The organism is Mucilaginibacter mallensis, from assembly GCF_900105165.1.
Lineage (GTDB): Bacteria > Bacteroidota > Bacteroidia > Sphingobacteriales > Sphingobacteriaceae > Mucilaginibacter > Mucilaginibacter mallensis.
Map to the genome: position 1 here is coordinate 2,944,460 of NZ_LT629740.1, position 23,995 is coordinate 2,968,454.

At 40.4% G+C, this 23,995-nt stretch carries 22 protein-coding genes and 1 pseudogene; 9 read left to right on the plus strand and 14 right to left on the minus strand.

The features are described 5' to 3' along the window. The first annotated feature begins 24 nt into the window (after positions 1-24). Both BLU33_RS12155 and BLU33_RS12160 read left to right on the plus strand, forming a co-directional pair. Positions 25-267 (plus strand): MoaD/ThiS family protein, encoded by a 243-nt coding sequence (locus tag BLU33_RS12155; protein WP_091372968.1) that lies wholly within the window; start codon positions 25-27, stop codon positions 265-267. Between the two features lie 19 nt (positions 268-286). Further along, complete coding sequence (locus BLU33_RS12160) at positions 287-706, plus strand: molybdenum cofactor biosynthesis protein MoaE (RefSeq protein WP_091372971.1); 420 nt, start codon at positions 287-289, stop codon at positions 704-706. Positions 707-725: 19 nt separating this feature from the next. Here the strand turns inward: BLU33_RS12160 and BLU33_RS12165 are convergent, their stop codons facing one another. The 10 genes and pseudogenes from BLU33_RS12165 to BLU33_RS12210 form a co-directional block, all read right to left on the minus strand. Beyond that, positions 726-1,787 (minus strand): HesA/MoeB/ThiF family protein, encoded by a 1,062-nt coding sequence (locus BLU33_RS12165; RefSeq protein ID WP_197684604.1) that lies wholly within the window; start codon positions 1,785-1,787, stop codon positions 726-728. Continuing rightward, entirely contained in the window at positions 1,784-2,947 is a 1,164-nt protein-coding gene (locus tag BLU33_RS25385) for an NTP transferase domain-containing protein (RefSeq protein ID WP_197684605.1), read from the minus strand. The genes BLU33_RS12165 and BLU33_RS25385 overlap by 4 nt, the downstream gene beginning before the upstream one ends. Next, on the minus strand, positions 2,928-3,410 hold the full coding sequence (gene moaC, locus BLU33_RS12175) for a cyclic pyranopterin monophosphate synthase MoaC (RefSeq protein WP_091372974.1): 483 nt from the start codon (positions 3,408-3,410) through the stop codon (positions 2,928-2,930). The genes BLU33_RS25385 and moaC overlap by 20 nt, the downstream gene beginning before the upstream one ends. Position 3,411: 1 nt before the next feature. Next, complete coding sequence (locus BLU33_RS12180) at positions 3,412-4,623, minus strand: molybdopterin molybdotransferase MoeA (RefSeq protein WP_091372976.1); 1,212 nt, start codon at positions 4,621-4,623, stop codon at positions 3,412-3,414. Between the two features lie 13 nt (positions 4,624-4,636). Continuing rightward, the gene (gene moaA / locus BLU33_RS12185; protein WP_091372979.1) at positions 4,637-5,620 is read right to left on the minus strand and encodes a GTP 3',8-cyclase MoaA; all 984 of its coding nucleotides are present in this window, start codon (positions 5,618-5,620) and stop codon (positions 4,637-4,639) included. A gap of 168 nt (positions 5,621-5,788) precedes the next feature. Then, positions 5,789-6,865, minus strand: a complete 1,077-nt coding sequence (locus BLU33_RS12190; protein ID WP_091372982.1) for an aldose epimerase family protein — start codon at positions 6,863-6,865, stop codon at positions 5,789-5,791. 78 nt (positions 6,866-6,943) lie between these two features. Continuing rightward, complete coding sequence (locus BLU33_RS12195) at positions 6,944-7,813, minus strand: HAD-IIA family hydrolase (RefSeq protein WP_091372985.1); 870 nt, start codon at positions 7,811-7,813, stop codon at positions 6,944-6,946. Between the two features lie 19 nt (positions 7,814-7,832). After that, the gene (locus tag BLU33_RS12200) at positions 7,833-8,870 is read right to left on the minus strand and encodes a hypothetical protein (RefSeq protein ID WP_091372988.1); all 1,038 of its coding nucleotides are present in this window, start codon (positions 8,868-8,870) and stop codon (positions 7,833-7,835) included. 107 nt (positions 8,871-8,977) lie between these two features. Further along, positions 8,978-9,327, minus strand: a pseudogene (locus BLU33_RS12205) (GxxExxY protein). 52 nt (positions 9,328-9,379) lie between these two features. Beyond that, on the minus strand, positions 9,380-10,738 hold the full coding sequence (locus BLU33_RS12210; protein WP_091372991.1) for a glutamine synthetase family protein: 1,359 nt from the start codon (positions 10,736-10,738) through the stop codon (positions 9,380-9,382). A gap of 170 nt (positions 10,739-10,908) precedes the next feature. On the opposite strand from BLU33_RS12210, the gene BLU33_RS12215 reads away from it, so the two are divergent. Continuing rightward, positions 10,909-11,310, plus strand: a complete 402-nt coding sequence (locus BLU33_RS12215) for a gamma-glutamylcyclotransferase family protein (protein ID WP_091372993.1) — start codon at positions 10,909-10,911, stop codon at positions 11,308-11,310. 221 nt (positions 11,311-11,531) lie between these two features. On the opposite strand, the gene BLU33_RS12220 is transcribed toward BLU33_RS12215, so the two are convergent. Beyond that, positions 11,532-12,545, minus strand: a complete 1,014-nt coding sequence (locus BLU33_RS12220; protein WP_091372997.1) for a glutamine synthetase beta-grasp domain-containing protein — start codon at positions 12,543-12,545, stop codon at positions 11,532-11,534. 518 nt (positions 12,546-13,063) lie between these two features. Here BLU33_RS12220 and mdh point away from each other — a divergent pair. After that, positions 13,064-14,002 carry a malate dehydrogenase gene (gene mdh / locus BLU33_RS12225; protein ID WP_091373001.1) on the plus strand — a complete coding sequence of 313 codons (939 nt, stop codon included), beginning with the start codon at positions 13,064-13,066 and terminating at the stop codon, positions 14,000-14,002. A 70-nt stretch (positions 14,003-14,072) separates the two neighbouring features. Here the strand turns inward: mdh and BLU33_RS12230 are convergent, their stop codons facing one another. After that, positions 14,073-15,023 carry an energy transducer TonB gene (locus tag BLU33_RS12230; protein ID WP_172829246.1) on the minus strand — a complete coding sequence of 317 codons (951 nt, stop codon included), beginning with the start codon at positions 15,021-15,023 and terminating at the stop codon, positions 14,073-14,075. Positions 15,024-15,258: 235 nt separating this feature from the next. Here BLU33_RS12230 and BLU33_RS12235 point away from each other — a divergent pair, with 235 nt between their 5' ends. From BLU33_RS12235 to BLU33_RS12250, 4 genes are read left to right on the plus strand one after another with little or no spacing between them, the layout of a single operon-like run. Further along, entirely contained in the window at positions 15,259-16,605 is a 1,347-nt protein-coding gene (locus BLU33_RS12235; protein WP_091373007.1) for a TolC family protein, read from the plus strand. Positions 16,606-16,617: 12 nt separating this feature from the next. Continuing rightward, positions 16,618-17,895, plus strand: coding sequence for an efflux RND transporter periplasmic adaptor subunit (locus BLU33_RS12240; RefSeq protein WP_091373010.1), 1,278 nt, complete (start codon positions 16,618-16,620; stop codon positions 17,893-17,895). Beyond that, a complete protein-coding gene (locus tag BLU33_RS12245) occupies positions 17,892-18,641 on the plus strand; it encodes an ABC transporter ATP-binding protein (protein WP_091373012.1) in 750 nt (249 codons plus the stop codon). The genes BLU33_RS12240 and BLU33_RS12245 overlap by 4 nt, the downstream gene beginning before the upstream one ends. 9 nt (positions 18,642-18,650) lie before the next feature. Next, the gene (locus BLU33_RS12250; RefSeq protein ID WP_091373014.1) at positions 18,651-19,868 is read left to right on the plus strand and encodes an ABC transporter permease; all 1,218 of its coding nucleotides are present in this window, start codon (positions 18,651-18,653) and stop codon (positions 19,866-19,868) included. A 4-nt stretch (positions 19,869-19,872) separates the two neighbouring features. Here the strand turns inward: BLU33_RS12250 and BLU33_RS12255 are convergent, their stop codons facing one another. Further along, positions 19,873-20,868 carry a quinone oxidoreductase family protein gene (locus tag BLU33_RS12255; protein ID WP_091373015.1) on the minus strand — a complete coding sequence of 332 codons (996 nt, stop codon included), beginning with the start codon at positions 20,866-20,868 and terminating at the stop codon, positions 19,873-19,875. Positions 20,869-20,977: 109 nt separating this feature from the next. Between BLU33_RS12255 and BLU33_RS12260 the strand changes: the two genes are divergently transcribed. After that, entirely contained in the window at positions 20,978-21,313 is a 336-nt protein-coding gene (locus BLU33_RS12260; protein WP_091373017.1) for a winged helix-turn-helix transcriptional regulator, read from the plus strand. 91 nt (positions 21,314-21,404) lie between these two features. Here the strand turns inward: BLU33_RS12260 and BLU33_RS25505 are convergent, their stop codons facing one another. Continuing rightward, positions 21,405-23,978, minus strand: coding sequence for a M1 family metallopeptidase (locus BLU33_RS25505; RefSeq protein WP_172829247.1), 2,574 nt, complete (start codon positions 23,976-23,978; stop codon positions 21,405-21,407). Positions 23,979-23,995: the final 17 nt, after the last annotated feature.

Below are 23,995 nucleotides of genomic sequence, written 5' to 3' on the forward strand. Positions count from 1 at the left end.
GTCAACATCAAATAAACAAAGCAAATGAACATCAACGTACTGGCATTTGGGATAGCAAAGGATATATTCGGGGGCTCAACTGTTAGGTTGGAATTGGCCAATGATGCCACTGTATATAATTTAAAATATTCTCTCGAAAATCAATACCCGCGACTGAAACAGCTGGCATCATATATGATAGCAGTTAATAATGAGTATGCTCTTTTGGGTGATACGATACACGAGAGCGATGAAATTGCTGTAATACCGCCGGTGAGCGGAGGGTGATAAACTATTTATAGAAACCTTGCAAACTCAAATTCAAATATCATCCGAGCCGCTTAACATCCAATCATGTATTGATTGGGTGATGCTGCCTGAATCCGGCGGAATAGACGTATTTATCGGCACAGTGCGTAATGCAACCAAGGGCAAAGCCGTGATACGATTAGAGTTTGAGGCTTATGAAAAAATGGCCATCACTGAAATGGAAAAGATAGCTGCAGAAGCTATCAGCAAATGGCCCATACAAAGGTTATTGATCCATCACCGAACCGGAACTTTAGCAGTTGGCGAAGTACCTGTTATCATAGCCGTATCAACAGCACATCGCGCCGCAGCATTTGAAGCCTGTCGTTACGTTATTGACACGCTGAAACAAACCGTACCTATCTGGAAAAAAGAGATTTTTGAGGATGGTGAGGTTTGGGTTGCAGCACATCCGTAAGAACCATGATTAAACGGATTTATTGATTCAGAAACCAATTTTGTAAGCCACCCTCCAACGAATAAATCTTCGCATCCGGGAATTTCTGTTTGATGGCCTTTACCACCTCACCGCTGCGTTTGCCAGATGAGCAGTATAGCACTTTGGGTTTTCCGCTGGTTAAGTAATCCCGGTTATCTTCTACCTCATCTGCTTCCATGTGTATGCCGCCAATGTCAATAACATCGCGTTCCTGGTCGGTGCGTACATCAACCAGTTCTATGGTATCATCTAGTAGACCTCTTCTTACCTCAATTACCGACATAGTAGGAATAATAATAGTGCCTGTTAATCCTGTAATATTTGTTTTGCTTGCATAGCCTATCTTAATTATCCGGCTTTGCATGCTATGTGCATCGAAGATCAACACCCTGCCCGCCAGCAGATCGCCGGCTTTGGTAATGTATTTAATTACCTCATTAGCCTGCATACAGCCAATTATACCGGCCAGGGTAGGTATTACACCTCCTTCGGCACAATTAGGGATCTGAGCGGCATTTACTTGGGGAAACAGGTCGCGATAGTTAGACGATGGCACACCACAGGAATTTCTCACGTTCCAGATAGCTACCTGCCCCTCAAACTGGTAAATAGCACCGTAAACAATCGGCTTATCACTCAAAACACAGGCATCATTAAGCAGGTAACGGGTTTCAAAATTATCGGTGCAGTCAACCACGATATCATATGGAGCGATGAGATCCATCACATTATCCGAAGTAATCTTAATATCATGTGCTATTAATTTAATTCCCGGATTTTGTTTTTGCAGGATATCAGCTGCTATTACCGCTTTTTTTAACCCCGCATCAGCAGGTGTATATAGTATCTGGCGATGCAGGTTGGTTAATGAAACAGCATCATAATCGGCTATGCCTAAAGTCCCAACACCTACGCCCGCTAAATACTGCGCTGCAGGGCAACCCAGTCCGCCTGCACCAACCACCAGCACCCTTGCCTTTTGCAAAAGCTCTTGTGTAGCTTCACCAAAACCGGGTAAAGCCATTTGGCAGCTATAACGTGTAAAGTCTTCGGTAATCATGCTGTCGCGATTTTTTGGTGAAGTACTTTCTTAATTTTTTCCAGATCTTCCGGTGTATTAACATTGGTCAAAGCTCCTGGATTAGGAACATGTAATAGTCTGGGTTCTGCATTTATCAAAACCTTGCGCGGGCATGAATAGCCTTGCGCCAAAAACGACAACAGTACCGGGTAGCTCTTCGGTTCCCATATGGTGATCAAAGGCTCAGGAAATTCACTCGTTTCGCTATGAAATGCCGTGGCTATAGCCGACGTGTCGCGATTAGCGACTAAATAATTCAGCGTATCTGTATCCAGCAAAGGCAGATCACAAGCTACAACCAACCATGCGCTATCTGGTTTTTCACGAAATGCTGATAAAATACCGCTATACGGGCCTAAATTAAGGAAAGTATCTGTGATAGATGAATAACTTACATCAACATCCTGTTTGTCGGAATTACGGGAAATATAAACTTCATTACATAGTGGTTTTAGCATATCAGCCATATGATAGCGCTGCTCTTTTTCATACCACTTAACTGCACCTTTATCAAAACCCATACGCATACTTTTCCCACCTGCCAATACCAGACCGTTTAAACCCGGCTTTGCCTGTTGCATTTTATCAGCAAAAAAGCCGATAATCTTTTCGGTATCACCTAAAGCATAAAGCGGGATCTGCTGCCAGTTGGGTATAGCTTCTTTTACAAAATCGAAAATATCATTAACATTATCAGCTAATAAAATCAATTGCACATCAGTTAATTGCTCAATCCTTTTCTGTAACGATGCTTCTTTATTAAGATCGATAATAACCACCTGCGCCTTTGCCTGCTGATGATTACCATTGATCAACACCAAATCAGCTTCAGCAAATAATTGTCTTTGTTTAAACGGGGTAACAAGTGCATTATAATTGAATTGTTGATAATTCAACTGATCGGTATATTCCAGAATGGCACCACTTGCTAAACGGCCAGGCGATAAAACCTCATCATCATTATGCGAGGTATCAGCATAAGCACATTTGTATTTAGGCGATAAAGCCTGAATAATATTATCAGCTAATACCTTTATAGTTGTACATGGCGCACCAATAATAGCCCACTCATTACGCCCAAAGTTTCCATTTAATGGCCGTGCGAGATCCGCATGTTTTCTATGACCTTTTGAAATCACGTTTACCTCCTGTTTTTGCTATCAGTTTGGTTTCCTTAATTACTATATCATGGCTCAGGGCCTTACACATATCATAAATTGTTAAAGCTGCAATTGATGCACCTACCAAGGCTTCCATCTCCACCCCTGTTTTAGCTGTGATAGTTGCGGTACAATTAATAACAACATCGTTATCATCATTTAGTTGGATATCAATTTTACAATTATCTAAACCCAGTGGGTGGCAGAGCGGTATCAGATCGCCGGTTTTTTTTGCCGCCATGATGCCTGCGATAACAGCTGTTTGAAATACCGAGCCTTTTTTAGTTTTAAGATCTCCATTCTCCAGCTGAGCTAAAACCTCATCAGGTAATGAAACTATGCTTTGAGCTGTAGCAGTACGTTGTGAAATAACTTTCCCGCTAACGTCTACCATAGTAGCGCGCCCTTGTTCATCCAGATGGGTTAAAATTTTCTCGCTCATATTAAAATAAACCTTTAAACATCCACACCTCGTAAATTTCACCTTTTGCAAAATGATTTTTCTCTAAAGGCAGTTCCATAAAAGCATTGGTATCAGCTAAGTTAGCAAAATCACCTGACCCATTCCCTTCAATGGGTATAGCCGTTAATTGTCCGCTTTCGTTTACCTGCAGATGTACCTGTAAAAAATATTTCAACGATGGTAGAAAGTTAAAATCTCTATCCAACACGGCATATACGGGAACTTGTGGCTTTAAACCAAGTGTTGCCTGTAGCCAGGTTAGAAAATACCGATGCAGGCACATAAAAGTAGCTACCGGATTGCCCGGGAAGGCAAATACCACTACCCCATTTTCATGCTTACCAAACCAGAGTGGCTTACCAGGCCTTTGCTCTACCTTATGAAAAAGTTGCTGAACATTTAATTCTTCCAGCGCCTTGGGGATATAATCAAACTTACCCATGGATATACCGCCGCTAAGCAATATCACATCATAATTAAGCAAACATTGCTGAATGAGCTTTTTTGTGATCTCCGGATCATCCGGAATATGCAGCATAGCAGCTTCAATACCATGCTGTTGTAAAACAGCTTTTACAGTGTAATTATTTGATCTCCTGATCTGGTAAACTAATGGTGTTTGCTCAACCTCAACCAATTCATCGCCGGAGGAAATAACTACAACTCTGGGTAATTTCTTTACCCTTAATTCAGTTTCCCCAACCGATGCAACCAGACTAATTATTGCCGGGGATATGATCTGCCCGGATTTAGCAACAATTTCATGCTGCTTCTTATCGCGACCCTGAAAATGTATGTTCTGGCCTTTCTTTATGTGGTTATGGCTAACCAAAACACTAGCTAAACCAGCCCTTATCTCCAGATCCTCATACCTTATCACCGTATCAACTGATGATGGTAATGCCGCGCCGGTCATAATCTCAATACAATGATCTGCCTCATGCACCTCTGCCGGAGGGTCGCCTGCTGCTTGTGTCGCTTTAATATGAAAGGAGCTAACCCCATTTTCAATAGCATTATAATTAACCGCTACCCCATCCATGGTAACGCGGTTAAACGGCGGCAGATCACGATCTGCTTTAATATTTTCGGCTAATACCCTGCCTAAAGTAAGCTCAAATGACATAATCTCTACACCATAATCTCTTAGCTCTGCCTGTATTATTTTTTCGGCTTCTTCTACGGTTATCATGTGTTATTATTTTTTATCCGCCAATTGTGGCCATTGATTCATGTATACCTGTGCTCACTAAGCTTTCTGCTTCCCATCCATCCTTCACCCTGTTATTAAACGCATTTAACAGGCTTTCTTTTATATCTTCATCACTTTTTCCTTCCCGTATTAAATCTTTCACATTTAAAACGCCATTATCATACAGGCAATTTTTTAATGTGCCCTGTGGTGTGATACGAATCCGGTTACAAGTACCGCAAAAAGTACGGGAGTAAGCCGCAATTATCCCCACACTCCCCATATGCCCCGGTATATGATAATTATACGCAGTAGAGTATGCAGGGTCCTCCATTTTCTTAATCTCCGGAAAATGATCTTTTATCGCGTCCAGTATACGGATGTAATCCCAATTTAAACCAGTATAAATATGCCCATCGCCATTAAAAGGCATTTCTTCAATAAATCGAACACTCACAGGCAGTTCTTTGGTAAGCTCAACTAACGGTATAATATCCTGTGTGTTTTTGCCATCCATTACCACGGCATTTATTTTTACTTCGATGTCGTGCTTTAGTAATTCATCCAAGGTTGTCATTACTGCTGCAAACTCATCCCGGCGTGTAATTGCGAAAAATCTGCCGGCATCCAATGTATCCAGACTCAGGTTTACCGATTTTACTCCAATATTTTTCAGCTGCGCTACGTGAGGTGCTGTAAGCACGCCATTTGTAGTCAGGCTTAACTCATCCAGTCCGTTTAGCTCAGAAATTGAAGTCAAAAGCGACATAATATCCTTGCGTACAAATGGCTCGCCTCCAGTAATGCGTATTTTTTGAATGCCCATACTTACCAGCAAAGTGCAGGCACGCAGCATCTCCTCATAGCTCATTAATTCCTTTCGAGATAGCCAATTCAAGCCATCCTCGGGCATACAGTAAAAGCAGCGCAGGTTACACCTGTCTGTTACAGCCAGGCGAAGGTAATTAATGGGTCTGCCGTGATTATCTATTAGCAAGCTGGTAAATGTTTAAATAATATCTATACTTAACAAACTTCAACCTCTTAAGTTGAGGTTTGTCGTAAAATTAGGCAATACCTTTCACAGCAAAGTCTGTAAAATGTATTTAAATACAAAAATCCCGGCAAAAGCTATTACCGGGATTTAATATACTTAAAATTAGCCTTATTTCACAACCGCAAACCTGTATTCGCAATAACTTTTATAAACCGCTCCCGGTTTCAAGATTGTTGAAGGAAAATTTGGCTGGTTAGGCGAATCAGGATAATGTTGAGTTTCCATAGCAAATGCAGTTCTGCAATCATCCGTATGGCCATATTTCATCACGTTTTTACCCTGCATAAAATTACCTGTATAAAACTGCATACCTGGTTCTGTGGTAAACACGCTCATTTCAATACCTGTTTTATCGCCAATGGCAATAGCTACCGGTGTTTTATCATGATGTTTGTTCAACACATAATTATGATCATAGCCGTTACCCTCTTTTAATTGCACGTTATCGTCACCTATTCTTGCACCAATTTTTGCAGGTTGATTAAAATCAAATGGCGTGCCTTTAACAGCTTCTAATTCCCCTATCGGTATTAACTTAGAATTTACCGGAGTGTAAGCATCAGCATTTATTTGTACTACATGATCCAGGATAGTACCATTACCAATCCCATTTAAGTTAAAATACGGGTGACTGGTTAAATTTATCACCGTGGTTTTATCCGTAGTGGCTTCGTAATGTATTGTTAAACCATTATCATCTGTTAAACGGTAAATAACCTTAACATGCACATTACCGGGGAAACCTGCTTCCATATCTTTCGCCAAGTAAGTAAGTTCCAGTGTTGATGAATCACTCAGTACTCCATCCCACACTGCCGATTCAAAACCCGGCTTGCCACCATGCAATGTATTGGTGCCGTTGTTGGTAACAAGCGCGTACTCTTGTCCCTCTAAGGTAAATTTACCGTTAGCTATACGATTTGCGAAAGGGCCTATAAGCGCTCCATAATAACGTTCAGCTGATTTTTCGAAGCGCTCTACACTTTCAAAGCCTTCTACAACATCTACCAGCTTACCAGTTTTATCGGGCACCAGTATGCTCACTATGCGACCGCCGTAATTAGTAATTGCAGCTTCAGCACCGGCTTTATTTTTTAATAGGTATAAATGCGTTTGTTTACCGTCAATCGTTTTTTCAAAGGCTGTGGCAAGTGGTAATTGCGCGTGCCCGGCAGTATATGTCATAATTATAGATTTATGTTAGATGAAGATGATTACAGGCTACCAAAGATAATATTGACGCCTGTAAAATAATTGTTTAAATTAAAAACCCAGGCCATCGTTATCGATCACCGCACTTTCGCAGATGTAAGTGGGAACAATACCGGTAGCCGTTATTACGGTATCCAGATTTTTTGATAATGTATTACCTGATAACACCAATACCGTATCCAATCCGAATTTATTACCGCCTAATATATCCGTATTCAATGTATCGCCTACCATTACAATTTCGCTTTTGCTTACCGGCCTCTGTGCACGTACAAGATCATAGGCGAACATGAACATTTGCGAATCCGGCTTGCCGAATCTTATAAACTGCTTACCTACAACACTTTCAATCATTGCTGCAATACCACCAATAGCAATGGATACATCGCTTATTGTAAGCGGATAAGCACGATCGGTATTGGCTACAATAACCGGAATAGTACGTTTACGTATCAGGTTCACGGTTTTATTCAGATCTTTCGACCAATCGAAACCTTCATCATCCAAAAAAGCCAGGGCGTTTACCTTATCAATATTGCTTTCGTTTATTTCGCTTACCGGCAATGTTTTTAAACCCGAGCTTTCAATATAATGTGCAGAATTTCTCGTGCCTAAATAAGCTACTATGCCCTCTTTTACCTTAAGATCAAGATATTCCTTGGTAAGCATCCCCGATGATACGATCCTGTTGGGATTAATAAACTTCAAGCCGCCCCTATGGTAGCTTTCTGCCAGCTCTACCGGGCTGCGCGAGGCATCATTGGTAACTATATAGTATTCCTTACCCTGTTCTTCCAGGTAAGCAAAAGTCCTTTCGATACCTGGCAATAAGCCTTCATAGTTTTTAAGCACCCCAAAAGCGTCAAAGAAAACTACTTTATATTTATCGATGATGGATTTGAAATTATCTATACGCTGCATGGGCTTATTGTTAAGTGCGTTATTTTAAATTTAAGGCTGATATGATCTTTTCGGCATCAAAATCCCTGTCGACCGATGGCAAATAAATGTCAAATGCCTCGGCTTGTAATTTTTTGGCATATTGCTCATTAAAAAAGTATTTGCCATCCTTTATCACATAATTTAGAATAAAAAAACGATAACTCTCCTTTAAAAAGCGAATCTCATCAGCAGTTAGCGGGTTTACCTTATGGTATTCTTCTAAAAACAGGATGAACCTATCCTCCATCATGGTATTGATCACATAGCTGAATACGGTTTTATCACCGATATCAGATACTACCCTGCTTAAAAAGTAAAAATCAAGCATCCGGTAACTCATCCTAAACCAATCATAGTCCCAACGGGAATAAAGCTCCAAATTTGGCCCTACCGAGAAATTCCCTATATTCCAGTCGATAAAAACAGGGATGATCTCAAAAGATTTCAAATTATAGTTTGACCGATTTTTGAGGAACAGATCACAGTGATATTTCAAAAAATCAGCCTGCATAGCTGTGCCGAAGTGTTTTTCATTTACTTCCAACTGTTGCTGCAAAGCATAAATATCAGTCCGCAATGTTTTTGATGACTTTGGCAATACGTTCTTGATCCGTGAGCAGGCTTTATGAAACTTGCCTATCTGCTGCCCTAATTTGCGGATATGGTGCTCATCCAGCCGACTTGGCAAGCGGTCCATAATACGAGTTGGGTTATAGAACACCACCCATACATCAGTTCGGGCATGTTTATGCCGATAGATGTAAACCCGGTTATTTTTTAGCAGCGATTTTGCCAACAGATTTTCAAAAGGATAAAGCAGGTTGTTGGAGAGACTATGGATGATACGGTGATCTTCCTTAAAATGCTCATACTTGCCAAAGTTTGAAAGCTTGGCGATGATAATATCATCATCATCAAATGTTACACGGTATACATGGTTTGTTGAAACCATCGCACTGATATCTTCAATACTTTTTATCGTTTTTGAAGCATCATATCCTTCCCACGCTTTTTTTATTATAAATGAATAGTCCATAGTGAACCAGGATTCAACAGATTTATTTGATTTACATGATGTATATACTTCCGTTTTACCTGTTTATTAAATTGGTTTATACTTTTTGTTATATAGGCGTTTGAAAGTTAATGACTGGCTCCCAAATTTATAAGCAATCCTGTTTGCATATTGTATGCTTCAAGATAGTTTATTGCCTGCGCCAAATGTACATCTTCAAGTTGAATTATTGCCTTGAGTTCAACCATTATCAAATTTTCTATAAATAAATCGACTCTGCGCATGCCTATCTTTACATCCCGATAATAAATCGGCATCTCCTTTTTAGAACAAAAACAATAGTTTCAAAGGACAATTCAAGTTCCATCGCCCGTTGATAGATTAGCTCCTGAAAACCGCTACCTAAAGTTGTATGAACCCGCATTGCACATCCAATAATCTTATGTGTCAATGCATCATTAACCAAGCCATCAGCCATTATAAAAAGCAATCATCCTAAAATCAAATAAATCCGTTTAATCCTGGTTCTCTTATATTATCTCAAAATATCTCTTCAATTCCCAATCAGTAACACTTTTAGCAAACTGACGGTGTTCCCAAAGACGGGTTTGGGTATAGTGCTCAACAAAGGCTTCGCCGAATAATTCTTTGGCGATGGATGAATTTTTCATGAGCATGGCAGCATCATGCAGGTTAGATGCTAACCTGCCATTTTTAGTATCCTGATAGCCATTACCGATGGTAGGCTCAATATTTAATTCAAGCTTATTCTTAATTCCATATAAACCTGATGCCAGCGCTGCAGACATAGCCAGATATGGGTTTGTATCAGAGCCGGGGATACGAGTCTCCAAGCGGGTATAGGCAGCTGATGTATTCAGAACGCGCAATGCTGTAGTACGGTTATCCAATCCCCAGGTTACGGTTGTTGGCGCCCAGGCACCTTCAACTAAACGTTTGTAGCTGTTTACCGTAGGCGCGTACATAGGCAAAATATATGGCATACAATGTAGCTGACCTGCAAGGTAATGTTTAAGCAGATCACTCATATTATTGGTTTCATCGGCGCTATAAAATAGGTTTTCGCTTTTATCTTTGCTCCATAAGCTTTGATGAATGTGGCCGCTGCAACCCGGCAGGGTTTCGGTCCATTTAGCCATGAAAGATGCCATTATACCATGCTTATAGGCAATTTCCTTTACTGCGGTTTTAAACAGTACCGCTTTATCAGCTGCGCTAACCACATGGTCATGCAGAATAGCCGCTTCGTATACTCCCGGACCGGTTTCTGTATGCAACCCTTCCAATGGGATATTAAACTGCATTAACAGATTAAACAGGTCGTAATAAAATTCGCTCTGTTGTGATATACGCAAGATGGAATAGCCAAACATGCCCGGCGTAAGGGTTTGCAGCTTTGTAAAGTCTTTTTCCTGTAATGATTGTGGCGTCTCCTTAAAATTGAACCACTCAAACTCCTGCGAAAATTCAGGATGATAACCCATACTTTCACAATCTTTGGCAATACGTTTTAACAAACTACGGGTATCAACTGCCAAATCATTCCCATCTGCTTTGCTAAAATCGGCTAAGAAGAACGGGATATTATCCTGCCATGGCACAGTACGAAAAGTAGAAAGATCAATACGGCATTGCTGATCGGGATAACCGGTGTGCCAGCCTGTAACCTCAACATTATCATAGGTACCATCGCTGCTGTCCCAACCAAAAACCACATCGCAAAAGCCGTAACCATTGCGCATGCCATCGATAAATTTTTTATGATGGATAACTTTCCCCCGTAATATGCCATCGGTATCAGCAAACGCGAATTTTATTTTCTGTATATCGTTCTCTTTTAAATAGGTTATGATCTGATCTTCATTCATAAGGCGTAGATATTTTTCAATGGCAAGTTAAGCATCTTAATAAATAATAAGTGTAGAGACGCAATATTTTGCGTCTTATTAATTCACTGCCCAGGATTGAGACGTAATGAAACGCAAAATATTGCGTCTCTAAGTTGATACGATATCTTTGTCGTAGCAGATTATTTTTAATGAAACAAACAGGCAATTATTTATTTGTATACGGAACGTTATTAAATGCAGGTAATTCATTTGCTACTTATCTGACTAATAATTGCAATTTCTATGGTAAAGGAAAATTAAAAGGTCGTTTGTATGATATTGGTGAATATCCGGGAGCAGTAGCTGATAGTAATTCCCGTAGTTATATTTATGGCGATATAGTTCTGATTCATAACCCAACCGTATTAAAACAGCTTGATGATTATGAAGGTTTTGGCGATGATCAGCAGCAGCCCAATTTATTTATACGTGAGATGATGGAGATCGAAACTGCTGAAGGTTCCATTGATTGCTGGGTGTATTTATATAATCTGCCGGTTGAGGGATTGGTTTTGATTGAGTCGGGAGATTATTTGAAGTATAGATCATAAATAACCATACCGTCATCCCGAACTTGTTTCGGGATCCCACTTGCTGGGTCTACTCCATTCAATCCGCTTGTGCTGTGAGGTGCTGAAACAAGTTCAGCATGACTTACTTTTTTATGAGAAAGCCCATTTCTCCCTTCTGTCGGTGTCCCCACCGACAGCTATAAACAAAAAATCCTCCCGGTTTACACCAGGAGGATTCATATTCAAATTTTATTGAGGTATTAAACTTTTGCTGATTTAACAGTTTTAATGATCACAGCAGCTACTTTGTATGGATCGGCAGCTGAGTTAGGGCGACGATCTTCTAAGTAACCGTTCCATCCTTTTTGTACAGTGTACAGCGGGATACGGATAGATGCACCACGGTCAGATACACCATAGCTATAATCATGGATTGAAGCGGTTTCGTGTTTACCTGTTAAACGCTGATCGTTGTCAGCTCCGTAAACTGCGATATGCTCAGCAACAACGGGACGGAAAGCCTCTAAGATTACATCATAGATTTCTTTTTTACCTGCAGTTCTCAATGTAGTGTTTGAGAAGTTAGCATGCATACCTGAACCATTCCAGTCAAGCTGACCTAATGGTTTGCAATGCCAGTTGATGGCAACATCATAGCTTTCGCCTATTCTTTCTAATAAATAACGTGCAACCCAGATTTGGTCACCAGCTTCTTTAGCGCCTTTAGCGAAGATCTGGAATTCCCATTGACCAGCAGCAACTTCAGCGTTGATACCTTCAACATTTAAACCAGCCTCTAAACAAGCGTCTAAGTGCTCTTCAACGATATCTCTACCGTAAGCGTTTTTAGCACCTACTGAGCAATAGTATGGGCCTTGTGGCGCTGGGTAACCAGATGCAGGGAAACCAAGCGGTTTGTTGGTTTCTGGGTCCCATAAAAAGTATTCCTGCTCAAAACCGAACCAGAAATCGTTATCATCATCCTGGATCAAAGCACGGCCGTTTGATTCGTGTGGTGCACCTGTTGAATCAAGTACTTCGCACATTACTAAATAGCCATCTTTTCTTTGAGGGTCAATAGCAATAAAAACCGGTTTTAATATACAATCTGAAGAACCACCTGGTGCTTGCTCGGTTGATGAACCATCAAAACTCCAAAGCGGACAATCTTCTAATTTACCACTAAAATCTTTTTCAATTTTTGTTTTACTGCGGAGGCTCTGTGTTGGTTTGTAGCCATCAAGCCAGATGTACTCTAATTTTGCTGCTGCCATTTTTAATTATTTTCTAATGATTGGTCCAAAAAATAGTTTTTCTGATATTAAATTCAATTATGAAGGCGAATTTAAATTATTTTTACAAATTCCATCATAAAAATATTAAAAAATTATATTTTTTTTCAAAAAGAGGCATTTTATCTGCGTAAAAGCTCAATATCATACCACAGAAAAATCAAAACGTTAAAAATGTGTTAAATCTTGTCGAAAAAATTAATATAATTAAGTAAAAGAGCAAGTTTAGTTTACAGTTGATTATTAGCAATTTGCAGCTTTTTTACCCTTAACCTCAATTGAATAGAACTTTTTCATCCTACTGGTTTAACTGCAAATCGCCAACTACCATCCGCACATTGTTATATTTTAATTTAATTAAAGCTCCTGTTATAAAATTTTCTTAAAATTGCCCTGTTTTTAAATTTCTATTTCAAAGACAGATCAAAACAGCAATATCTTATACTATTGCTTATACCATGCAACAAATGTTTCCATCTATAATAAATTAAATAATACATATGAAAATCACAGTAGTTGGTGCCGGAGCCGTTGGCGCTACTTGCGCTGATAACATCGCAAGAAAAGAATTAGCTGAAGAACTTATTTTATTAGACATCCGCGAAGGTTTTGCTGAAGGCAAGGCTATCGATATGATGCAAACATCGGCCCTGCTGGGTTTTGATACCAAAATAAAAGGTGTTACCAATGATTATGCAGCAACTGCAGATTCAGAAGTTGTAGTAATCACCTCTGGTCTGCCGCGCAAACCGGGCATGACCCGTGAAGAACTGATCGGTGTTAACGCAGGTATTGTAAAAACTGTTACTGAAAGCATTTTAAAGCATTCACCAAATACCATTATCATTGTGGTTTCAAACCCGATGGATACCATGAACTACTTAACCCTGAAAACTTCAGGCTTACCTAAAAACCGTATCTTAGGTATGGGTGGCGCGCTTGATTCATCAAGGTTTAAATACTACCTGAGTCAGGAATTAGGCTGCTCTCCTGCCGACCTGAACGCGGTAGTTATTGGCGGTCACGGTGATACTACCATGATCCCATTGATTAAACATGCTACCTGGAATAGCATTCCGGTTACACAGTTCCTGAGCCAGGAGCAACAGGATAAAATTGTTAAAGCTACTATGGTTGGCGGTGCTACATTAACCGGCCTTATTGGTACATCAGCATGGTACGCACCGGGTGCAGGTACTGCATTTATGGTTGAAGCCATTGTACGCGACCAGAAAAAATTACTTTCATGCGGTGTTGCCCTTGATGGCGAATATGGCCAGAAAGATATCTCATTAGTTGTACCTGTTATATTAGGTAAAAACGGCTGGGAAAAAATCGTCGACTTTAAACTGAGCGACAGCGAGCAGTCAGAGTTCAACAAAAGCGCTGATGCTGTTAGAAACATGAACCAGGTATTGAGTGATACCGGAGTAATTTAAGAGTTATATCTAACTATAATAAAAAACGGCTTCTCAAAAGGAAGCCGTTTTTCGTTTTGAGGTACTATCTTTATAATCTAAAAGATACTGGTATAGTATATTGCACTCTGACAGGCCTGACACCTTGCATTCCTGGTATCCATTTGGGTGATAACATAACGGCTCTAATTGCTTCATCTGCTAAACTTTTATCAGGTGACCTTAAGGCTTTAACATCGCTTAGACTACCATCTTTTTCGACAACAAATGTAATGAGCACTTTTCCTTGAATACCATTTCGTTTTGCATCAGGTGGATAATTAATAGTTTTACCCAAAAATGCATACAAACCAGGTAGTCCACCGTTTTTATATTCTGGCTCTTTATCTACAGCAATAAATATCCCCTCCCCACTTCGCCTGCTTGTATCTGTTGTAGAAACGAATACACCTTGCTTATAAACAATAACATATTTAGCAACTCCGTTAATAATCTCATGCCACTCCCCATCTTGAAGACTATTTTTAACCTGTCCTTCCTCTACTTCATTTTTAATATCCTTATCAAACTCTATCCATTTCCCATTTCCATTATCAGTTAAAATATTGCCAGTAGAATCTCTGCATTCAGTTAATAGAGAATGGAGTTTTATAGCATCGTATTTTTCTATAGTATAAAGTTTACCATTTGGATAATATCTAGTTGTCTCGCCTGGCGAATTATCAGTGTAGTTAACTATGCTTTGTTTTTTTCCATTACTAAAAAAACTAATACATGAGCCTTCAAAAATAAGTGCATTGTAATGCCTAGTTTGTGATAGTCCAATCAGTTTAGGCTTCCCATTAGGATAGTATTCATTAACTGGATATAATTTAGTAGCGCTATCGAGCGGCATAATAAATATAAAGTAATCCGCACTGTCCTTATTAGGTGTTACTGCGCCTGAGTTCTTCACATAATACAACAAAGTATCCTGCTTCTGCGCCCTCGCACTTTGAAAAATAAATAATCCGAAGAATAAGATAAGTATAGGTTTAAGCATAATCATTAATCAGGTCCTAAATATAACAAATGCATTCGCTAGTCTTAAAAAATGAATAAAAGAAATAGCGTATTAAATAGTATTAAAAACTAGCTTTCAGGCATTAATAAGGCTGATTTAAGGCTGGGTAATTAAAATATTACAAGAAATATCTGCTATAAATCAAACATTTATGCTTAAACTGCATTAACCATCATAGCAATAATATTAAACCGTGCCGATATCGATACAGAATATGCTATTCAAAACAAAAAACATAATACTGCTCCCGCTATTACTTTTTGGTTGTTTTAATATTTATGCACAGGACAGCACTTTGGTTGGCAAAACCATACAATGGGACCTGGTTAAATGTATTGATTACGCCAAAAAGAACAATATCCAGATCAACAGTATCCGCCTTAACCAGCAAACCAGTCAGCAGCAGTATTTATTAGCAAAAGCAGCACGTTTACCAAATCTTTCCGCTTCGGCCAGTGAAACATTCGCGCATGGCAACAATGTAACTTCTTATAATGGAACACTTGGTTCACGCTTTACTACACAGGGCTCGTATGGTTTAAACTCTAACTTAACCTTATATAATGGCAACGCTATCACCAATACCATTTCACAGGCTAATCTATCCGTTCAGCAAGCCAATTATGCCATTGTACAGCAGGAAAATGATATTACACTGCAAATTACACAAGCTTATTTAGCTATACTGCTCGATAAGGAAAATCTCATCTATGATACCGATCTGGTAAACACATCAATAGCACAAACCAAGCTTGAGCAACAACGGTACAACGTAGGCAGTGTGGCCCGTAAGGATCTGATACAATTACAGGCTCAGCAAGCAGCCGATCAATATACCTTAGTTAACCAGCAAAACACCGAGCGCGGCGACCTGCTAACCCTGAAACAACTTTTACTTTTACCAACAGATAGCCACTTTGATATTTTCAAACCAGATAGCATCGCCCCTGATGATACTACCGCCTCCCCGCTTCGCGAAGCTGAGGATATCGCATTAAAGAATCGCCCCGAAGTAAAGAACAGCCAATTGGGTGTACAAATTGCGCAGTATGGCGTTAAAATAGCACAAGCGGGTTATTTACCAAGTTTGGTTGCCGGAGCAGGTTTATCATCAGGTTATGTTAGTGGCAATCAGGCAGGTTATTTTTCACAACTGAACAGTAACTTTTACCAGGATATAGGGCTTACCTTATCTATACCCATTTTCACTAAACGGGTTGTTAAAACCCAGGTTGAAGAGGCCAAGATAAATGTTGAGCAGGCAGATCTTACCCTTAGCGATACAAAAATAGTACTATCACAAACCGTAGAGCGGGCCTATCTGAATTTCCAAAATGCAAAAAGCCAGTACGATGCCGCCGAGGTTGAATACAAATACAACCAGGAAAGCTACCGTATTGCCAGCGAACAGTTAAAGGTGGGCGTTGCCAGCATTGTTGATTTTCTGTTACAAAAAAACCTGTTCATACAATCGCAGCAGGCCTTTGTGCAGGCTAAGTACAATGTGATATTAACATTAAAAATATATGATTTCTATAAGGGTATCCCGATTAAATTATAACCTCAGGCCATCATGAAAAGTAATTACAAAAAAATATTGATCATAGCAGGAATAGCCTTAGCGCTATTACTGATCTGGTTCTTTTTTATAAGAAAACCCGATGTGCCTGTGGTATTGCAAGCGGAAAAACCAACTTACGGCTACATATCAACCAGCGTAACGGCTACCGGCAAAATTGAACCGGTTGATACCGTAAGTGTGGGCACCCAGGTATCGGGCACATTGCAGTATTTATATGTTGATTTCAACTCAAAAGTTAAAAAAGGGCAATTGATAGCTTCACTTGATAAAACCTTGTTACAGGCAGCGCTTGATCAAAACAAGGGCAACCTGCTGAATGCACAAAGTCAGCTGGTCTTGCAAAAAAACAACTATAACCGCCAGAACCTGCTTTTTAAAACAGATGCCATCAGCAAAGCTGATTACGATTCCGCCGTATCAGCCTACTCATCAGCAAAAGCAAATGTTGATGCTGCTGCGGCAACGGTACGGTCGGCTCAAAAGAATTTATCTTATGCTGATATTTATTCTCCTATTGATGGCGTTGTGCTAAACAGAAGCATAAGTGTAGGGCAAACGGTTGCAGCGTCATTCAGCACACCTACCCTGTTTACCATAGCTAAAGACATTACAAAAATGCAGGTTGAGGCTAATGTAGACGAAGCTGACATTGGCGATGTAAGCAAAAGCCAGCGCGTTTCATTTACTGTTGATGCCTTTATAAACGATCAGTTTGCAGGCACTGTTGAAGATATTAGGCTGCGCCCGAATGTATCAGCCAACGTAGTTACCTACACCACAATTATTAATGCGCCAAATGCGGATATGAAATTAAAGCCGGGCATGACGGCCAACATCATCATCTATACAAAAGAAGTAAATAACGCTATGCTCATACCAGCCAAAGCACTGCAATTCACCCCGGATTCATCATTAATGAAGGATTATACCATTGTAGGTAAAGTCCCACATACAGGTAAGGGCAAGAAAAGCGGCGCAGGAGGTAATTCTGCCGAGGTTACCCATACCGTAAAAAGCCGGAAGGATAGCGTTGGTGCCATTCCAAAACAAGGCGCCGTTGTATGGCTGCTGAAAGGCAAAACGATAACCTATAAACATATTTTGATCGGCTTAAATGATAATACACATGTTGAGGTATTCAAAGGTTTAGATACTACCGATAATGTAATAACCGGCATAGCGCTTTCCGGAAGTGTATCAGCAACGCCGGCTGCATCAACCGGCAGTCCGTTTTTACCAAAACGTGGTGGAGGAGGCAAAGGCCGATGAGCAAAAGAATCTTGGAAATACGCGAGCTTAAACGCGAGTTTGTTATGGGCGTTGAAACCGTGCGCGCGCTTAAAGGCATCAGCTTTACGGTTGAGGCCGGTGAGTTTGTTACCATTATGGGCAGCAGCGGCTCGGGAAAGACAACCTTGCTGAACATTTTAGGCTGCTTGGATAAACCCTCCATCGGTGATTATTTACTGGATGGCGTGGATATAAAGAAACTATCGCGTGATGAGCTTGCCCAATTGCGCAACCATAAAATTGGCTTCGTATTTCAGGCTTATAACTTGTTGCCGCGCACTACTGCATTGGAGAATGTAGAATTGCCTTTATTATATAATAAAGAGATCAGTTCAGAAGAACGGAAAAAACGTGCTATACATGCATTAGAAGCTGTTAAACTGGCCGACAGGCACGATCACACGCCCAGTCAGCTTTCGGGCGGGCAGCAGCAGCGTGTGGCCATAGCGCGGGCATTGGTAAACGAGCCGGTTATGATACTTGCCGATGAAGCAACCGGAAACCTTGACAGTCGTACTTCATACGAGATTATGGCGCTGATGCAGGAACTGAATAGAACCCAGGGTAAAACCATAGTATTTGTAACCCATGAGCCGGATATAGCCTCATTCAGCAGCCGTACCATTTTGCTGCGCGATGGGATCATACAAAAAGACACCCCGAATGAAAACATCCGCTCGGCACGTGAAGTGTTGGATAATTTACCGGTTACTGATGATTATTAATATTGAAATATGAGTTTCTATAACCTGATACTGATAGCATTAAGGGCGTTGCAGCGTAATAAGCTGAGGGCATTTTTAACCATGCTCGGTATTATTATGGGTGTGGCTTCGGTTATTGCTATGGTGGCTATTGGGCAGGGCTCAAAGCAAAGCATACATGATTCGCTCTCCAACATGGGGTCGAACATGATAACCGTGATGCCTGCCAGTAATTTAAATGGCGGTGTGAAAATTTCAGGCTCCAGCTTCCAGACCCTCACTAGTAAGGATATAGTCGCCTTAAAACGTGACGCGCAATACATTACTGATGTTTCACCATCGGTGACAGCCAAAGGCCAGGCTATTAATGGCGCAATGAACTGGCCTACCAGTATGCAGGGAGTTGATCCTGCTTATCTTGACATCAGAAAGCTGACCTTAAAAGATGGTATCGCCTTTACCGAGCAGGATGTACAAACATCGGCCAAAGTATGCCTGATAGGACAAACTGTAATTGATAACCTGTTCCCAAATACAAATCCTATTGGTAAAGTGATCCGTTTTGGTAATATCCCTTTCCAGATCATCGGTATATTAAACCCCAAAGGTCAAAACGCTTTTGGTCAGGATCAGGATGATATATTGATAGCGCCTTATACCACTGTACAAAAAAGGATTTTGGCTACTATTTATTACCAGAATATTTACGCGTCGGCAGCCAATGAACAGGTAACTGATGCCGCGGTAACTGAAATGACCAATATTTTGCGCACCTCCCACCGTTTAACGGCTAGCGAGGATAATGATTTCCAGGTGCGTACCCAGGCTGAGCTGATCAACACCTTGAGCTCAACCAGTAGTTTGCTTACCGTTCTACTTACAGTAATTGCCGGTATATCATTGGTTATTGGCGGTATAGGTATCATGAACATCATGTATGTATCAGTAACCGAACGTACACGTGAGATCGGTCTGCGCATGTCTATAGGTGCCAGAGGTAAAGATATACTGCTCCAGTTTTTAGCTGAAGCAGTATTGATTAGTATAACAGGCGGCGTTATAGGTGTGTGCTTAGGGATAATATCATGCCGGCTGGTAACATTGATACTTGGCTGGCCTACCATTATATCTCAATCATCAGTAGTACTATCCTTTGTAGTTTGTGCGCTTACAGGGATTTTTTTCGGCTACTATCCTGCACAAAAAGCATCACGACTTGATCCTATCGAGGCTTTGAGATACGAGTAAACTATCAGATCGACATCACTAATTTTTTACCGAAAATCTGGTTTGTTTCCATCAGTGTATGGGCCAACCGCACGGTTTCAACGCTAAGATCACCTACCCTGTTAATTTCTGGTGGCGACATCTTATTTTGCCTGATTAAATCAGTTAGTTCATTTAATGTCTGTCCATACCAATTAGCATTCTTTGCGGCTTGTGCATAGTTGGCTATATTAATTATAACACAGCCTTTATCAAATAATGTTTCACGCGTTAATTCTGTTCCTAAAAACGTAACATCAACATAGGTACCATTAATATCAAGCACATTAGCTGCTGTTTCGGCTAGTACACCACCCACAATTTCGACAGCAAAATCAAACCCGCGACCATTATTGGCATTTAAAATATTTTGCTCCATGTTATCTTTCTTATAGTCTATAATTTGTGAGGATTTAAGTCCAAGCGCAATAAGTGCATTAATGCTTTGTTCACTCCCTGCCGTTGTTACAATATTTGTGCAACCGTTTATCAGCAGTAATTTTATCAGGAAACGCCCAACCGCTCCTGCTCCTCCTGATATAAAAACGCTGCTATTAGTTTCAATAGGCATCCTGTTAAAACACTGCCAGGCCGTTAATCCTGCTGAGGGTATTGCTGCGGCTGCTTCAAAACTAATATTGGCTGGCTTATGTGCTATAAAACTACTGTTCAATGCCATAAACTCAGCATAGCTACCATTTGATCCCCTGCTGCCTGAAGCCGCGATTATTTCATCACCAACATGATATCCTATCACATTTTTGCCAATTTCAACAATGACCCCTGAAAGCTCTCTGCCTAAAACAGGAGATTTCATGATCCTGCTCTCCCGTAAGCCAAGCCGCATCTGGTAATCTATGGGGTTAAAGGCCGCGGCCTTTAATTGAATCAGAACTTCGTCATCTTTTATCACAGGCACATCAATCTCAGCTAAACTGAAGTTAGATACATCGCCAAAACCATTCAATATTATTGCTTTCATAGCGCTATAAGTATAAATTTGTAAAGCGTCAAAATTATAGCTTCATAAACAAAATAACCTTTACTCCTCTTATTGGGAGTAACTCACAAAAAAGGGAGTACCATATAAAATGATCAAAGAAACGTCTTCAAATGCCGTGAATAAAGCTTTCCTGTTAAAATCTTGCAGAATAAATGGTGCCCTTGATATCATATCAGGCAGATGGAAAGCCTTGATAATTATACACATATCAGAAAATACAAACAGGTTTAGTTTATTAAAGATTGCTTTGCATTCTATATCTGATCAAACACTGGGCAAGCAAATAAAGGAGCTTGAAGCATCCGGACTGATCATCAAAAATATCATTGCCGAAGTGCCTGTTAAGGTAGAATATCAACTAACAGCCAAAGGCGAGGCATTACTGCCTATCTTGTCCGATCTATCAAATTGGAGCGATATCTAGGCTATTGAGTTACCCGAACGTGTAAAGCAAAAAAATAGCGATGGATTTGAAACCCATCGCTATATAATCGAATATTATAGATAGTCTAAAACTAATTTATCTCCGCATTCTTCACCTTAAAATCAATCGGTTGACCAAATGACTGTGTTTGTTCAGTATACGGGATCATAATTCCATCCTTCACCTCGCGGTAATCTTCAAAACCAGTAGGTGTATTGCCCGGAACAGCTACTTCTGACTTCAATTTGAAACCGGTTTTCTGATCGTAGTAATTTTTTATCCTCACGCCTACCGGTGTGGTAACTGTTACCATGTAGACAAACTGGTTATTGAGTATTTGCAGCATTGGTGCTAACTGCAAACTATAACCCGGTTTATTGTAATCCAGCTCGGGGAATATTTTATGCTTTTCTTTCAGAATGCTTTTATCAATGCTACCAAGTTGCAGGCGGGTATCTTTCTCACTGGCTAATACACTATCGCCATTAATGTCGATATGAGAAAAAACACTGTTATCATAATTAGGCACTATAACTTCTTGTGAAAATGTATTAGGAGCTCTATAGGTATCCGTTTGTTGCAGATCCAAACCCTGTATGCTGGCAACAGCAGTTATTTTTATTCTTTTAATGGCTGCCAGTTTATCTTCGCCACCTATGGCATCAAGGTATTTCTTAACTACATTTTTAGCTGTCGTACCATCAGGAACAGCCAAACCGCTGTAAGCATTGTTATCGGGGTTAATATCAGGCAAAGTATGATCAGGATCTATTACCGCCGATATTATTTTTGAGGTTGATTTATAAGAAAAAGTCCACTCGTTGCCTTTTTGCCATATTTCGGCAGGTAATTTTACAATACCTGTTTTGCCATTCTCTTCTTTTACAGCAATGGTTACCGGCATGGCCATTTCTTCCAGGTTATCAATGGTTATGGTTGCCCCTTCGGCAGGGTTCCCGTTTATATAATCTATCCCTTTTATGGCCTGGTCTAATTTCCACGTGGTAAAGAACCACTCGTTCCAAAACCAGCTGAGGTCCTCTCCTGCTGCGTTATCCATCGTATGGAAAAAATCCCATGGCGTAGGATGCTTAAATGCCCAGCGTTTAATGTAGGTCTGAAAAGCATAATCAAAACGCTCTTCACCCAATATCTGCTCGCGTAATATGGTTAAGGCCAGGGCAGGTTTTTCATATTCTGACATTCCGGAAAACTCATCCGGCGTAACATCAGGCAATGTCATTATCGTATTCGCATCTGGTGAAAACATGCCGGGTGCAGCCTTTTGTTCATCTGGTTTCTTATAATATTCCCCGTTGTTAAAAACTTTGGTATCAACCTCGTTTAAAAAGGTATTGAAACCTTCGTCCATCCAGGCATATTTGCGTTCATTTGATCCTACTATCATTGGGAACCAGTTATGGCCAAACTCGTGATTGGTAACATCCCACAGTTCACCATTCTTAGTGTCAGAGCCACAAAATACAATTCCCGGGTACTCCATACCGCTTACATTGCCTGCAACGTTTGTAGCAACAGGATAAGTGTAAGGGAACCATTTATTTGAGTATAATTCAATAGCAGCTTTGGTATATTCGGTGGAACGACTCCACGCATTCTGCCCAACAGATTCTTCAGGATAAACTGATTGTGCCAATGCTTTTTTACCACCCGGTAAATTAATACGCGCGGCATCCCATATAAATGCCCTTGATGCAGCCCATGATACATCGCGCGAGTTTTTACAGAAAAAATGCCAGGTTAAAGATGGCTTATTCGGATAGGATGCCTTATCATTAACATCGCCCGCAGCTTTAATAAATACGGTTTTATCACTGTTTTTAGCAGCATCCAAACGACTGATAATTTTTGGGGTTAATACCTCAGTTGGGTTAAGTAACTCACCTGAACCTACCACTACAAGGCTTGCCGGAGCGGTAATGGTAAAATCAAAATCGCCATAATCTAAATAGAATTCAGAACCACCCATATATGGGATTACATTCCAGCCGGTAACATCGTCATAAACCTCCATGCGGGGGTACCATTGGGCTATTTCGTATATCCAGCCATCATGGGCAAGCATACGGCCCATCCTGTCGGTACCATACTCAGGTACAGTAAAAGCATATTCTATTTTCACCTGTATTTTGCTGCCGCCTGATCGTAGGGTATCCTTTAGCTTTATCTGCATCCGGGTATCTGTAACCAAGTAATCGACTTTTTCGGCTTTGCCGTTTTTTATAACGTAAACAGCTTTTATCTCGTCGCCATTAGTAAAATTTTTATTGGTAAAGCGACCACCGGGCAAGGTTGTTGCCGTACCACGCGAGTCTTCACGATAAATATTCTGATCTACTTGCAACCACAAAAATGATAGCCCATCCGGACTGTTATTGGTATAAGTTATTATATCAGTACCACTAACCCTATGATTAGCTGTATCAAGCGTTACATTAAGTTTATAATCGGCACGATTTTGCCAGTATTTTGATCCGGGCGCACCGCTGGCGGTTCTGTACTCGTTCCCTTTATCAGGGTAAAAGGTAGGCGTAAATACTTTATACTGATCATATTTAGTTGTTACTTCTTCGGTGTTCTGGGCATTAACGCTATGTATGCAGGCACACATTAAAAGCACCATAGCTATTCTACAATAGTTCATTTATTAGATTTATAAGG

Excerpts from the sequence above, each read along its gene's own strand:
- BLU33_RS12155 (WP_091372968.1), top strand. The coding sequence starts at position 25 with ATGAACATCAACGTACTGGCATTTGGGATAGCAAAGGATATATTCGGG.
- BLU33_RS12165 (WP_197684604.1), bottom strand. The coding sequence starts at position 1,787 with ATGATTACCGAAGACTTTACACGTTATAGCTGCCAAATGGCTTTACCC.
- moaC (WP_091372974.1), bottom strand. The coding sequence starts at position 3,410 with ATGAGCGAGAAAATTTTAACCCATCTGGATGAACAAGGGCGCGCTACT.
- BLU33_RS12180 (WP_091372976.1), bottom strand. The coding sequence starts at position 4,623 with ATGATAACCGTAGAAGAAGCCGAAAAAATAATACAGGCAGAGCTAAGA.
- BLU33_RS12190 (WP_091372982.1), bottom strand. The coding sequence starts at position 6,865 with ATGACATATACTGCCGGGCACGCGCAATTACCACTTGCCACAGCCTTT.
- BLU33_RS12195 (WP_091372985.1), bottom strand. The coding sequence starts at position 7,813 with ATGCAGCGTATAGATAATTTCAAATCCATCATCGATAAATATAAAGTA.
- BLU33_RS12200 (WP_091372988.1), bottom strand. The coding sequence starts at position 8,870 with ATGGACTATTCATTTATAATAAAAAAAGCGTGGGAAGGATATGATGCT.
- BLU33_RS12210 (WP_091372991.1), bottom strand. The coding sequence starts at position 10,738 with ATGAATGAAGATCAGATCATAACCTATTTAAAAGAGAACGATATACAG.
- BLU33_RS12215 (WP_091372993.1), top strand. The coding sequence starts at position 10,909 with ATGAAACAAACAGGCAATTATTTATTTGTATACGGAACGTTATTAAAT.
- BLU33_RS12220 (WP_091372997.1), bottom strand. The coding sequence starts at position 12,545 with ATGGCAGCAGCAAAATTAGAGTACATCTGGCTTGATGGCTACAAACCA.
- mdh (WP_091373001.1), top strand. The coding sequence starts at position 13,064 with ATGAAAATCACAGTAGTTGGTGCCGGAGCCGTTGGCGCTACTTGCGCT.
- BLU33_RS12230 (WP_172829246.1), bottom strand. The coding sequence starts at position 15,023 with ATGCTTAAACCTATACTTATCTTATTCTTCGGATTATTTATTTTTCAA.
- BLU33_RS12235 (WP_091373007.1), top strand. The coding sequence starts at position 15,259 with ATGCTATTCAAAACAAAAAACATAATACTGCTCCCGCTATTACTTTTT.
- BLU33_RS12240 (WP_091373010.1), top strand. The coding sequence starts at position 16,618 with ATGAAAAGTAATTACAAAAAAATATTGATCATAGCAGGAATAGCCTTA.
- BLU33_RS12245 (WP_091373012.1), top strand. The coding sequence starts at position 17,892 with ATGAGCAAAAGAATCTTGGAAATACGCGAGCTTAAACGCGAGTTTGTT.
- BLU33_RS12250 (WP_091373014.1), top strand. The coding sequence starts at position 18,651 with ATGAGTTTCTATAACCTGATACTGATAGCATTAAGGGCGTTGCAGCGT.
- BLU33_RS12255 (WP_091373015.1), bottom strand. The coding sequence starts at position 20,868 with ATGAAAGCAATAATATTGAATGGTTTTGGCGATGTATCTAACTTCAGT.
- BLU33_RS12260 (WP_091373017.1), top strand. The coding sequence starts at position 20,978 with ATGATCAAAGAAACGTCTTCAAATGCCGTGAATAAAGCTTTCCTGTTA.
- BLU33_RS25505 (WP_172829247.1), bottom strand. The coding sequence starts at position 23,978 with ATGAACTATTGTAGAATAGCTATGGTGCTTTTAATGTGTGCCTGCATA.